The sequence below is a fragment of the Marivivens donghaensis genome, assembly GCF_030410045.1.
Classification (GTDB): domain Bacteria; phylum Pseudomonadota; class Alphaproteobacteria; order Rhodobacterales; family Rhodobacteraceae; genus Marivivens; species Marivivens donghaensis.
The window spans coordinates 140272-152877 of the sequence record NZ_JAUFRA010000006.1 but is presented as its reverse complement, the minus strand read 5'-3'; the positions used below and the strand labels follow the sequence as shown (position 1 = coordinate 152877).

At 55.4% G+C, this 12606-nt stretch carries 12 protein-coding genes; 2 read left to right on the top strand and 10 right to left on the bottom strand.

Annotated elements, in window-relative coordinates:
- Nucleotides 1–3 precede the first annotated feature (3 nt).
- The 3 genes from QWY83_RS10285 to QWY83_RS10275 all read right to left on the bottom strand — a co-directional run bounded on the left by QWY83_RS10285 (nt 4) and on the right by QWY83_RS10275 (nt 3668).
- On the bottom strand, nt 4–1092 hold the full coding sequence (locus QWY83_RS10285; protein WP_249945955.1) for a microcin C ABC transporter permease YejB: 1089 nt from the start codon (nt 1090–1092) through the stop codon (nt 4–6).
- 19 nt (nt 1093–1111) lie between these two features.
- Nucleotides 1112–3007: an extracellular solute-binding protein gene (locus QWY83_RS10280; RefSeq protein WP_249945956.1), complete on the bottom strand. Its 1896-nt coding sequence runs from the start codon at nt 3005–3007 to the stop codon at nt 1112–1114.
- Between the two features lie 139 nt (nt 3008–3146).
- On the bottom strand, nt 3147–3668 hold the full coding sequence (locus tag QWY83_RS10275; protein WP_249943869.1) for a c-type cytochrome: 522 nt from the start codon (nt 3666–3668) through the stop codon (nt 3147–3149).
- Between the two features lie 120 nt (nt 3669–3788).
- On the opposite strand from QWY83_RS10275, the gene QWY83_RS10270 reads away from it, so the two are divergent.
- Nucleotides 3789–4631, top strand: a complete 843-nt coding sequence (locus QWY83_RS10270; RefSeq protein ID WP_249945957.1) for a prephenate dehydratase — start codon at nt 3789–3791, stop codon at nt 4629–4631.
- On the opposite strand, the gene QWY83_RS10265 is transcribed toward QWY83_RS10270, so the two are convergent.
- From QWY83_RS10265 to pheT, 3 genes are all read right to left on the bottom strand, one after another.
- Entirely contained in the window at nt 4628–5092 is a 465-nt protein-coding gene (locus QWY83_RS10265) for an SRPBCC family protein (protein WP_249945958.1), read from the bottom strand. The two genes, QWY83_RS10270 and QWY83_RS10265, sit on opposite strands and share 4 nt — an antisense overlap.
- A 52-nt stretch (nt 5093–5144) precedes the next feature.
- Complete coding sequence (gene nudC / locus QWY83_RS10260; protein WP_249945959.1) at nt 5145–6086, bottom strand: NAD(+) diphosphatase; 942 nt, start codon at nt 6084–6086, stop codon at nt 5145–5147.
- A gap of 87 nt (nt 6087–6173) precedes the next feature.
- Nucleotides 6174–8570 carry a phenylalanine--tRNA ligase subunit beta gene (gene pheT, locus QWY83_RS10255; RefSeq protein WP_249945960.1) on the bottom strand — a complete coding sequence of 799 codons (2397 nt, stop codon included), beginning with the start codon at nt 8568–8570 and terminating at the stop codon, nt 6174–6176.
- Between the two features lie 159 nt (nt 8571–8729).
- On the opposite strand from pheT, the gene QWY83_RS10250 reads away from it, so the two are divergent.
- Nucleotides 8730–8891: a hypothetical protein gene (locus tag QWY83_RS10250; protein ID WP_158664548.1), complete on the top strand. Its 162-nt coding sequence runs from the start codon at nt 8730–8732 to the stop codon at nt 8889–8891.
- 71 nt (nt 8892–8962) lie between these two features.
- Here QWY83_RS10250 and pheS read toward each other — a convergent pair whose 3' ends face one another.
- The 4 genes from pheS to pyk all read right to left on the bottom strand — a co-directional run bounded on the left by pheS (nt 8963) and on the right by pyk (nt 12558).
- Nucleotides 8963–10027 carry a phenylalanine--tRNA ligase subunit alpha gene (gene pheS / locus QWY83_RS10245; RefSeq protein WP_249945961.1) on the bottom strand — a complete coding sequence of 355 codons (1065 nt, stop codon included), beginning with the start codon at nt 10025–10027 and terminating at the stop codon, nt 8963–8965.
- A gap of 145 nt (nt 10028–10172) precedes the next feature.
- The gene (gene rplT / locus QWY83_RS10240) at nt 10173–10535 is read right to left on the bottom strand and encodes a 50S ribosomal protein L20 (protein WP_067550208.1); all 363 of its coding nucleotides are present in this window, start codon (nt 10533–10535) and stop codon (nt 10173–10175) included.
- Nucleotides 10536–10548: 13 nt separating this feature from the next.
- Nucleotides 10549–10749 (bottom strand): 50S ribosomal protein L35, encoded by a 201-nt coding sequence (gene rpmI / locus QWY83_RS10235; RefSeq protein WP_067550210.1) that lies wholly within the window; start codon nt 10747–10749, stop codon nt 10549–10551.
- A 363-nt stretch (nt 10750–11112) separates the two neighbouring features.
- On the bottom strand, nt 11113–12558 hold the full coding sequence (gene pyk, locus QWY83_RS10230; protein ID WP_105235823.1) for a pyruvate kinase: 1446 nt from the start codon (nt 12556–12558) through the stop codon (nt 11113–11115).
- Between the last annotated feature and the right edge of the window lie 48 nt (nt 12559–12606).

Genomic DNA, 12606 nt, shown 5'->3' with positions numbered 1-12606 from the left:
ACCCTACCCCCTGCTTTCGAAATCGATCCGCGGATCGATAAACACGTAGGTGATGTCGGTGATAATCCCGACGACCAGCCCCATCAGCGAAAACGCATAAAGCGTCCCAAAGACCACGGGATAATCCCGCGCAATCGCCGCCTCGTACCCCATCCGCCCCAACCCATCGAGGCTGAACAGCGTTTCGATAATCACCGAACCACCAAAGAACACCGCGACGAAAAGCGCTGGAAACCCAGAGATCACGATCAGCATCGCGTTTCGGAACACATGGCCATAGAGGACGCGGTTTTCCGTCAGCCCTTTTGCCCGAGCGGTCATTACGTATTGCTTTTTGATCTCATCAAGGAAGCTGTTTTTGGTCAGCAAGGTCAGCGTCGCAAAAGCCGAAATCGTTGAGGCCAGCACGGGCAACGTGATGTGCCAAAGGTAGTCAATAACCTTGCCCCACATGGTCAGTTCTTCCCAGTTTGAACTGGTGAGGCCGCGCAATGGGAATATCCGCCAATAGCTACCGCCCGCGAAAAGAACGATCAGGAGGATTGCAAAGAGGAAGCCCGGGATCGCATATGCCACGATGATGGCCCCAGAGGTCCATGTGTCGAACTGCGATCCGTCTTTGATAGCTTTGCGGATGCCCAATGGGATCGACACAAGGTAAGCGATGATCGTCGACCAAAGACCAAGCGTGATCGAAACGGGCATCTTTTCCAGAACCAGATCGAGCACCGAAATTTTGCGGAAATAGCTTTCGCCGAAATCAAAGCGGACGTAGTTCCACATCATATTCAGGAACCGCTCAAGCGGTGGCTTGTCGAATCCAAACCGCTTTTCCAATTCAGCGAGGTAGCGTGGATCTAGCCCCTGCGCACCCGGATAGGCACCTTGGAGCTCAATGCCAGCACTTTGGAATTCGGCATCCCCTGCCCCGCCAGAGATGTTTTCGAACACATCCCCATTGCCCTGCATCCGCGCAATGACCTGCTCAATCGGACCACCCGGCATGAATTGGATGATCGCAAAATTGAGGATCATAATCCCGAGCAGCGTCGGGATCACGAGCAGCAATCTGCGAAGTATGTAAGCGCCCATCTACCTGCCTTATTAGTCCTTAGCGGAGGGCCCCTGCGGCCTTCAGTGCTTCGGCTTTTTCGGCGTTATACCACCAGAAGCTCATCTCGCCCAGCGCATAGGGCGGCAGAGTCTCGAGGTGTTCGTACATGTCGTAATAGGCCACCCAGTAATCGCCCAGATACCATGTCGGTACGACAAACAGGTCGCGACGCATGATGCGATCAATCGCACGGACATGGGCCACCATATCATCATAGGTTTCGACGTCCTTGATCGACTCGGCCAGTTTATCGACGGCTGGATTTGAATAGTGGGCGGGGTTAAATACATCGCCCAGACCATCCGATCCGAATTTCTGGCCCAAGCCTTCACCCTCGATCGGACCGACACGGTAACCGTCAAAGATCATGTCGAAATCGAAATTGCGGGTGCGTTCGGTGTATTGCGCAGGATCAATGCGGTTCCACTCGGCATCGACACCCAATTTCCGCAGGTTATCGACATAAGGCAGAATGATGCGGTCGAACGTCGGGCTGTAGCCCAAGAATTCGACCTTCAGCGGCTCACCGTCTTTTTCCAGCATCCCGTTGGCACCGGGCACCCAACCTGCTTCCTCCATCAGCGCCAAGGCCCTGCGGAGGTTCCGACGGTCGAGCTGCGATTCACCAGAGACGTGCGGCACGGTAACTTCATCCGTCAGGATCGACGGATCGATAAGTGAAGCAACCGATTGAAGCAGTTCCAACTCGCGGCCCTCAGGAACGCCGCGCGCCGCGAGATCCGCGTTCTGCCAAAAGCTCTCACGCTGTTTAAACAGCCCGTATTGCAGTTCTTCGTTGGTCCACGTGAAGTTATACATCAGGGCCAAGGCCTGACGGACGCGCAGATCGTCGAACTTGCCCGACTTCATGTTGAACATAAAGCCAGTCGCGCCAGGTACATTACCGTTTGGCAGAGTCTCTTTCACGACCCAACCATTTTGAATCGCGGGGAAATCATAGGAGGTCGCCCAAGACAGCGAGGAATTTTCCTGTCGGAAGGTGAACTCACCTGCCTTGAACCCCTCAAACGCGGCCGTGGTGTCCGCGAAGTATTCGATGCGGATCGAATCAAAGTTATTCTGACCGATGTTCAGCGGATGATCAGCGCCCCAGAAGTTGGGATTGCGAACGTAGATGATCTGGTGATTCACCTCGAAACTGCCGACCATATAAGGCCCGGTACCCGGCCCCGTTTCGAGACGGCTTTCGTCCAAACGCGCGCCCGTTTCCTCGTACCACTTCTGGCTAAAAACTGGCTGACCACCGACCTGTTCGATCACTGATTGCTTTGGATAATCGGCCGCAAAGGTGAATTTCACGGTGTAATCGTCCAGCGCCTCAACGCTTTCGACCATCTGCGCCACCGCGAAGCGATATGATTCGGTGGCCTGTTCCATCATCAGGTTATGGCTAAAGACTACATCTTTCGCAGTCATTGGAGTGCCATCCGAAAACACCACATCGTCGCGCAAATGGAAGATCACCCAATCTTTGGTCTCTGGGTATTCCATCGTTGTGCACAGATAGCAGTAATTCCCGTCCACATCGTCCGATGTGCCCTGCAGAACCGATTCGAACATGGACGATGACAGATAGGCGGGCTTACCCTCTTGGGTCGCGTAGGGGTTCAGGTTGTCGAACCCGCCTGTGAACCACGTCGAAAACTCACCGCCTTTGGGCGCGTCAGGGTTCACGTATTCGAGATGCGCGAAATCAGGGTTAGGGTATTTCAAATTGCCATAGGTCGAAATGGCATGGGTCTGAATGATGGGCGTTTCAGCAAACACCGAACTCGCCCATGATGCGCCCGCAATCAGCGCAGCACCTGCCAAAAGCACAACGCGACGCAGATCGGTGTCACGAACAGCAGCTTTGGTGGTGAAATTCGTCATGGTTTTCTCCCCTTTGAAACCCTGAGACAAAGCTACGGCGGGCAATACATAAAGGGCAAGACGAGAAAGCGTTATCGCATTGTGAAACGACAAAAGGCCGCCCCTTGGGACGGCCTTTGCCTAAGTGATATTCACTAAATTAGTTAGAGACGCTCTGCAGGTACGCAATCACGTCTGCACGGTCCTGAACTTTTGCCAGACCCGAGAACGACATTGCGGTGCCCGGTGCGTAGCCTTTGGGGTTCTCGAGGAAGCCATTGAGGTGCTCAGGCGACCAAACGTCAGCCACGGCCTCGAGAGCGCCCGAGTATGCAAAGCCCGCGATCGAGTCGACAGGACGGTTCACGACGCCATAGAGCGACGGGCCTGTGCCGTTCTCGCCTTCAGCAGCAGAGTGACATGCCGCACATTTGCGGAAAACACGCTCACCAGCAGCTGCGTCAGCATTTGCAAAGATTTCTTCGAAGGACGGGCCTTCTTCTACAACAGCAACTTCACCGTCGCCGTGCGAGATTACATATGCCTGAGCGTGCTCGCCCTCGTGGCCAGCACCTTCGCCAGCAGAGTAAATGCTTTCAGCAGCCCAGCCACCAAGCAAGAAAACGAGGAAAGTGCCGCAAACGCCGCCCAGCACCTTGGTCATCGTCATTGTGTCGAACATGTCGCGTTCCATTCCGTTCACAGTTTCGCGGCTATCTACAAGTTTCTTGTCCACTCTTGCAAGCAGTAGAACCGCGACTTATTGCCCAAAGTAGACAAAAGAACAGTGGAGGGGACAGAAATGACCCAGAAAATTGCGTTTCAGGGAGAACTTGGCGCCTATGGCCATCAGGCTTGCGTCGAAGCACGCCCCGATTTCGACCCGCTTCCCTGTGACACATTCGAAGACGCGATGGAGGCCGTTCGGTCTGGTGCGGCTGATTTGGGTATGATCGCGGTCGAGAACTCGACCTATGGCCGCGTGGCTGATGTCCATAGCCTGTTGCCAAAATCGGGCCTTCACATCGTTGATGAAGCCTTTGTTCGTGTGCACGTGAACCTTCTCGGCGTCAAAGGTGCAGCGCTGTCAGACGTTAAAGAAGCACATGGCCACGTCGTCATCCTCCCGCAATGCGCTGGATTTCTAAAGAATCACAACATCACGGGCAAAGTCAGCACCGATAACGCGCGTGCGGCTCGTGAAGTGGCCGAAGCAAACGACGTGACCAAAGCCGCGCTCGCCAGCGAACTCGCCGCCGAAATCTACGGCCTGGACGTCGTGGCGCGTCACATCGAGGACCATTCCCGCAACACGACCCGCTTTATCATTATGGCTCGTGATCCCGATACGACCCGCCGTGGCACCAATGGCATGATGATGAGCTTTGTCTTCCGCGTTCGGAACATCCCTGCCGCGCTCTACAAAGCGATGGGCGGTTTCGCGACCAATGGCGTCAACATGACCAAGCTAGAAAGCTACATGGTTGACGGCGAGTTCACCGCGACCGAGTTCTATGCGGAAATCGAGGGACATCCCGATGACGAAAACGTCCGTCTCGCCATGGAAGAGCTGGATTATTTCACCGATCATGTGCGTGTGATCGGCACCTTCCCTGCAGCGGCACGCCGCCACGAAACACGTTAAACGCCCGTATAGGACGTCTCAACATCCTCGGCAAAATCAGCGATCCGCGTTTTGAACTTTTGGGTCAGATTGCTCTTTGCCAGCTTGAGCGATTGCAGCAGAAGACGCGCAGCCAATGTGCGCGGTGCCATATCTAGACGAATGATCAGCCGTGTGCGCGCTGGCGACAGCGGCACCAATTCAATATTGGTGCTGCCTTCCACCCCACCCGAGGTAAAGCCGATATCAACGCCGTTTGGGTGATCAACCTTTTGCAAGGTCAATTCTGCCGCCCGCGATTTTCCACGAAACTTGAACCCGACATGCCAATTGGCGCCAACCTCAATGCCAGCAAGGCTATCCTTGCGTTCCACATCAATGCCACGGCGCATCGCCGAACGCTCAAACCCACCAAAATCAGTGATTTTGCCGTAAACGTAGTCGATCGGTGCTTCGATATCTTCTCTAGCGCTAAACCGCACTTGCTTGCCTCAAATTGAATCGCTCATTCGAACTTTGTTCTCTTTTGACCGTTTAATCTACGTTACTCAACCACCGCTTGAGCAGAAAACCCGCTATAGCGCCGTTTCTCGGCTGATTGATCAAAGGGTGTGTGCCCTCAAACACTTGTGCCAGTTCGCTACGATCAAGCCAGAGGGCATCTTCCAATTCGTTCGGGTCGATGGTGATTTGATCGGTCTCGGCCTCTGCTTCACATCCAAACATCAGGTTCGCTGGGAACGGCCATGGCTGGCTCGCCACATAGCGGACGTCTCCAACCTTCACGCCTGTCTCTTCGTTCACTTCGCGCCGAACGGCAGCCTCCATCGTTTCGCCCGGTTCAATAAATCCAGCCAAGACTGAATACATGCGATCGGGCCAACCTGGGGAACGCCCCAAAAGTACGCGATCGCCATGTGTGACGAGCATAATAACGACAGGGTCCGTGCGTGGGAAATGCTGCCCGCCACAGGCATCACACCCTCGCTGCCAGCCTCCCATAACGGGTTTTGATTCCGCCCCACAGCGGGAACAAAAACGGTGCGAGTCGTGCCACCCGATTATTGCCCGTGCTGTTGCGGCGAGTTCCGCATCAAGCGCGCTCAGCATCGTCATCACAGCCCGAAGTTCCGCAAAGCCCATGGAGTCGGGCAGGTCAGGGTGGTACTGTAACGACTGATCAAAGAACGAACCGAGCTCTGTCAGGTCGGCATCTGGTTCCCATTTCGAAATGTCGGTCGCAAAGACTGGACCCGACGGCGTGCGGCCCAAAAACACCTCAATCACTGGATCGGCTAACGCGACATGATCAAGTGGCAACTGGACCAAAGCATTGTTTTCAAAAAGGACTTTACCGCGCCACGTTACAATTGTTGTGGCTGTCGGGTTATTTCGGATCGGATCAAGATCGCCGCGCACTTCGGCTGCGCGATCATAGCCTGAACCAGAAAAAGAAAATGTGGGCTCGTGTGTCATAGCGAATGTCTGACACGCCGAACCCGACTGTGCAAACCCATCTGCAATGGCAAACAAAAAAGGCGGCCACTAAGGCCGCCTTTGTCGTTATCCGCGAAGGGTGCCGCCTGTCGCCTTGGTCACTTTCTCAACGATCTTGGCACTCACAGCCTCAATGTCTTTGTCTTTGAGGGTGTCCTCTTTGGGCTGCAAACGAACCGTAATCGCGAGGGATTTTTTGCCTTCGCCCAAGCTACCGCCCGAGAATTCGTCGAACACACGAACATCTTCGATCAGTGCCTTATCCGCGCCCGCCGCTGCGTTAACCAAGGTCAGTGCCTCCACCTCGGCATCGACAACGAACGCAAAGTCACGCTCAACCGCCTGCAGTTCGGAGATATCCATTGCAGGACGGCTGGCCGATGCGTTTTTCGGCAGCGGGATCTCTTCAGGGAAGAGAGTGAACGCAACGGCAGGACCTTTGATGTCCATCTCACGCAGGATTTTCGGGTGAAGTTCACCAAAGATGCCCAAGACCTTTTTCGGGCCAAGGCAGATTTTACCATGACGGCCGGGGTGGAACCACGCTGGACCGTCGCGCATGATCTGCACCTTGGCAGGCGCACCCATTGCGGCGAGGATCGCTTCGGCATCGGCTTTGGCGTCATAGACATCAACCGCACGAGACGCGCCATGCACGTCTTTGGGGCCAGTCCGACCGATGAGAACACCGCTTACCTGCAGCTGCTGTTCACCCGGTTTACCGCCAGCAAAGGCATGGCCGACCTCAAATAGGGCCAAATCGGCAAAGCCACGTGCCTGATTGCGTGCTGCTGCGCGAAGCAGGGCAGGCAAGAGGTCAGGACGCATGTGGCTCATGTCCGACGAAATCGGGTTTTCCAACTCGGTCGCCTCGGTACCGCCACCAAACAACGCAGCCGCTTCGCGGTCGATAAAGGTGTAGGTCACGCATTCATTGTAGCCGAGCGACGCAGTAGTGCGGCGCGCAGCGGACGATCGCACTTGAAGCGGTGTCAGCACAGGTTTCGGCACGCCTGCAGTGGCGCGAGGCAAAGGTTTGCCCTCAAGCTTTGTCAAAGACGCAATACGCGCGACTTCCTCAACGAGGTCCGCCTCACCTTGAACGTCAGAACGCCACGACGGGACGTGCGCCTGATCACCATCCATCCGGAAGCCCAACGCAGTCAGCGTCTGGCGCTGTTCGCTCTCTGGAATGTCCATGCCAACAAGGCTCTGCACACGCTTTGCGTCCAGCTTATACGAGCGCGCAAAATTCGGCACAGCGCCCGCAACAACAACCTCAGACGCCTCACCACCTGCGTGATCAACGATCATACGAACCGCATGTTCCAGACCTTCAGCAGTGAATTCAGGATCAACAGTGCGTTCAAAACGATAACGCGCATCCGAGTTGATCTTGAGCGCGCGGCCTGTGGTTGCGATCTGGATCGGGTCCCACCACGCAGATTCGACAAAGACGTTCACAGTCTCATCGGTGCAACCAGTGTGGTCGCCCCCCATGATGCCAGCAATACTCTCAACACCGTTATCATCAGAAATCACCATAGCGCCCGCCGGCAGCGTGTAGGTCTTTTCATCGAGCGCCACGATGGTTTCGCCACCAACCGCACGGTGAACACGCAGGTTGCCCGCGACCTTATCCGCGTCAAACACGTGAAGCGGACGGTTCTGGTCGTAGGTGAAGAAGTTGGTCACATCGACGAGGAACGAAATCGGACGCAGACCAATCGCTTTTAGACAGGTCTGAAGCCATTCGGGCGACGGACCGTTTTTCACGCCTTTGATCAGGCGACCACAGAATAGCGGGCAGCCGTCCAATGTGTCGTCATCAATGGTCAGGGTCAGGTCAGATTCAAACGATGCTGGCACAGGATCAACGGTGCGATCTTTGAGCTTGCCCAAGCCACGCGCGGCGAGGTCGCGGGCGATACCGCGAACGCCCAGCGCATCACCACGGTTCGGCGTGATCGCAATTTCGATCACTGGATCGACTTTAGACGCATCTTGTTTTGCCAGCCAATCGACAAAGCGCTCACCAACTTCGCCAGACGGAAGTTCGATGATGCCATTGTGTTCGTCTGACAGTTCCAGCTCGCGCTCGGAACACATCATACCGTGAGATTCGACACCGCGAATTTTCCCAACGGACAAGGTCACGTCGATACCAGGAACATAGTCACCAGGTTTCGCAACAACGACCGTGATGCCTTCGCGAGCGTTCGGTGCGCCGCAGACGATTTGCAGTTCGCCTTCGTTGGTCGCGACCTTGCACAGGCGCAGACGATCGGCGTCTGGGTGCTGAACGGCGCTGACCACTTTACCGATGGTAAAAGCCTTCAAACGGTCAGCAGGATTTTCGATGCCTTCCACCTCGAGACCGAGGTCGGTCAGGGCTTCAGAGATTTCGTCAACCGTGGCGGTGGTCTCAAGATGTTCCTTGAGCCAGGACAGCGTGAATTTCATGGCTTTAACCCGTCGTTTACATTTGAGGCGCTCTTACCGCATCTGTGGCAGCGGGGAAAGCAGTCCGAACGCAAAAGACCCTACTCATGCCCAATTGTTGCCCGAATGGAAACCTAGGGTGCCATTAGTCACGTAACAGTAAACAGTTGAGGCAAGTAAATGTATATTCGTGGAGAGATGTTGTTGGTTATGGGTCTGACCCTGCTTTTGTCGCCCTTCGCACTGAAAGGCGTCGAAGTTCAGATCCACAAAAACGACACAGGAGCGGCCGTCGCAATGCTAGAGACACCGCGCATGAACTTCATCAAAATCGGCAACTAACGTTCGATACCGAGAGCAGAATTGACGAAGGCCGCGCAGAGGAGCGCGGCCTTTGTATTTTGGGAACCAACTTAGCGGCTCAAGCCACCGTGCAAGGTCGGCACATCCAGCGGCGTAAAGCCGTAGTGGCGCAGCCAACGCAGATCGCTGTCAAAGAATGCACGCAGGTCAGGGATGCCGTATTTCAGCATCGCAATCCGGTCGATGCCGATACCAAAGGCAAAGCCCTGATATTCCTGTGGATCAACGCCAGGGTTTTGCAGAACCTTCGGGTGAACCATGCCCGACCCGAGAATTTCGAGCCAATCGTCGCCCTCGCCCACGGTGACGGAACCGTTGTTCCACTGGCACTGCACGTCGACTTCAGCCGACGGTTCTGTGAACGGGAAGTGCGATGCACGAAAACGGGTTTTCACGCGTTTGCCGAAATAGGCAGAAAGAAACTCTTCCAACACCCACTTCAGGTTCGCCATAGAGACGTCTTTGCCGATGCAAAGACCTTCGACTTGGTTGAACATCGGTGTGTGGGTCTGGTCGTAGTCCGCGCGATACACGCGACCCGGCGCGATGATACGGATCGGCGCACCTTCTTTTTCCAACGCACGAATCTGAACGGGCGAAGTGTGCGTGCGCAGTACCGGAGGACGCTCATCGCCTTCGGACTTCATGTAGAAGGTATCCATTTCAGCGCGTGCTGGGTGGTGACCCGGAATGTTCAGCGCGTCAAAGTTATACCAATCGGATTCGATCTGCGGACCTTCAGCAACGGCAAAGCCCATGTCTGCAAAGATCGCCATAACCTCTTCGGTCACTTGGCTAATCGGGTGAATGGTACCCGTGCGGCGCGGACGCGTCGGAAGCGTCACATCGAGCCACTCTGTTTTCAGACGTGCATCCAAGGCAGCATCTGCCAGCGCCGTCTTCTTTGCCACGATAGCATCGTTGATCTCATCCTTGAGCGCATTCAACGCAGGACCAGCGACCTGACGCTCTTCGGGGGTCATTTTGCCCAATTCACGCATCTGAAGGCTAATTTCGCCTTTCTTGCCGAGCGCGGCGAGGCGAACCTCTTCGATGGCTGCTTCGTCAGCGGCCTTAGCGATCAGGTCCAGATATTTGGCTTTGAGGTCGTCCATCACATGCCCTTTGCATCTTGCTTGCCCGCAATTACCGCGACACGCAGCGAGGGGCAAGCATTGGACGCCCGATTAACCATCCGAATGCCCAAACGAAAAAGGCCGCCCCTTTCGGAGCGGCCCTTCGTAATTCATTCGCTAAGGCTTATGCCAGAGCTTCACGTGCCTTAGCAGCGATAGCATTGAAAGCTTCCGGCTCGTGAACGGCCAGATCGGCCAGAACTTTGCGGTCAACTTCGATGCCAGCTTTTGCCAGACCGTTGATGAATTTCGAGTATGTCAGCGATTCGTCAAACGCACGGACAGCAGCGTTGATACGCTGGATCCACAGTGCGCGGAAATTACGCTTACGTGCCTTACGGTCACGAGTTGCGTATTGGTTGGCCTTGTCTACGGCCTGACGAGCGACTTTGAAGGTCCGGCTGCGGCGGTCATAATAACCTTTAGCAGCGTCAAGGACTTTCTTGTGACGACGATGGGTAACGGTACCACCTTTGGTGCGCGACATTGTTCAGGCCTCCTTAGCGGTCGTACGGCATGTAGGACTTAACGATCTTCGCATCCGGAGCGGACAGAGTCGTAGTCCCGCGTGCATCGCGGATGAACTTCGTGGTGCGCTTGATCATGCCGTGGCGCTTACCGGCCTGACCGCATTTTACCTTACCGGATGCAGTCATCTTAAAGCGCTTTTTGGCGCTCGACTTGGTCTTCATCTTGGGCATTTCCGTCTCCTTTGAAGAGGATTGGTTTTCGCACGACTCGGCATGCCACTGTCGGCCGGTCGCACGGTTAGAGCGCGCCGTATAGGGCTGATCCTGAATGATGGCAAGCGCTAGTTTATGAATCTTCCCACAACGCGGACAAAAGCATGAGGAATATCATCGAGCGTATATTGGCGGTCATTTAACGCCATAACGACAAGGCTACCACCAACCAGAACAACGATGGCCGCGGCGCGGGGTGCACGACCCTCGGTCAATGCACCTAGAATGGGTGGGAGAGCGAAAGCCAACAGCACTAACCCTATCGTTAGATAAAGGTCTGCATCCATGTTTCGCACTCCCACAATTCGATTTGTGGAAACGTTACTCTGTTTCAGAGCTGTGAATCAAACGTTCCTCGCAGGGCGCAACGCGAAGGATGTTCGTCGAACCCGGCGTGTTAAACGGAACGCCCGCGGTCACGACAACCATGTCTTTCTCAGTTGCAAGTCCTTCGGCCTTTGCAGCGCGGACTGCGTAGATAACCGCAGTCTTAAAGCGGTCTACTTCGCCCGACATCACAGTGTTCACACCCCAGCTGAGGCACAAGCGACCTGCGGTCTTGGGCTTTGTGGTCAGGGCAATGATCGGAACACGGGGACGTTCACGGGCGACGCGCAGCGCAGTGGTGCCAGATTCGGAGTAGCAGCAGATCGCTTTCACGTCGGTCTTTTCTGCGATCTCGCGCGCGGCGGATACGATACCGTCAGCAACGGTCGAGTGATCAATACGGCGCGAGGCTTCGATGATCTCTGTGTAGTTCGGATCGCATTCGACCTCCATCGCCACGTTGTTCATCGTGCGGACGGCTTCGATAGGGTACTGACCAGCAGCCGATTCGGCGGACAACATGATCGCGTCAGTGCCTTCATAGATCGCGTTCGCAACGTCAGAGACTTCTGCGCGGGTCGGCATCGGGCTTTCGATCATCGACTCGAGCATCTGCGTCGCAACAATCACAGGCTTCGCAGCGGTGCGGCACTTGCGGATCAGACGTTTCTGGATCGGCGGAACGCTGGACACGGGCAGCTCAACGCCCAAGTCGCCACGGGCAACCATGATGCCATCAGATACAGCAAGGATGTCGTCGAAGGCTTTAACTGCGGCAGGCTTTTCGATTTTCGCCAGAACTGCAGCACGACCTTTGGCCAGCGCACGCGCTTCATCAACGTCAGCAGGACGCTGAACGAACGACAGAGCGAGCCAATCCACACCGAGTTCGCAAACGAACTCGAGGTCCTTGCGGTCTTTGTCAGACAGTGCAGCTACAGGCAGCACAACGTCAGGCACGTTTACGCCCTTGCGGTTCGAGATCACGCCGCCAACGGTCACTTCACAGTTTGCAAAATCACGACCGCAGTCTTTGACGCGGAGGCGAATTTTACCGTCGTTGACTAGAAGGTTTGCACCAGGTTCCAACGCATCAAAAATCTCTTTGTGCGGAAGCTGCACGCGATTGATGTCACCCTCTTCGTCGCTCAGGTCCAGACGGAAGTCCTGACCTTCGACGAGCAGCTCTTCACCGTTCGCGAATTTACCAACGCGCAATTTCGGCCCCTGAAGGTCGGCCAAGATACCGATCGGGCTGTTACAATCTTTTTCGACCTGACGGATGATTTCGTGACGCTCACGAATTTCGGCGTGCTCACCATGGCTCATGTTCAGGCGAAAGACGTCTGCCCCCGCTTCGTGCAAAGCACGGATCATCTCGTAGCTGCTGGAAGCAGGGCCCAGCGTAGCAACGATTTTTACGTTGCGTTGGCGTCTCATGGTGCAGTCCTCATTCTAAACATCTGGAGCGTCCGTTACCGCTAACGC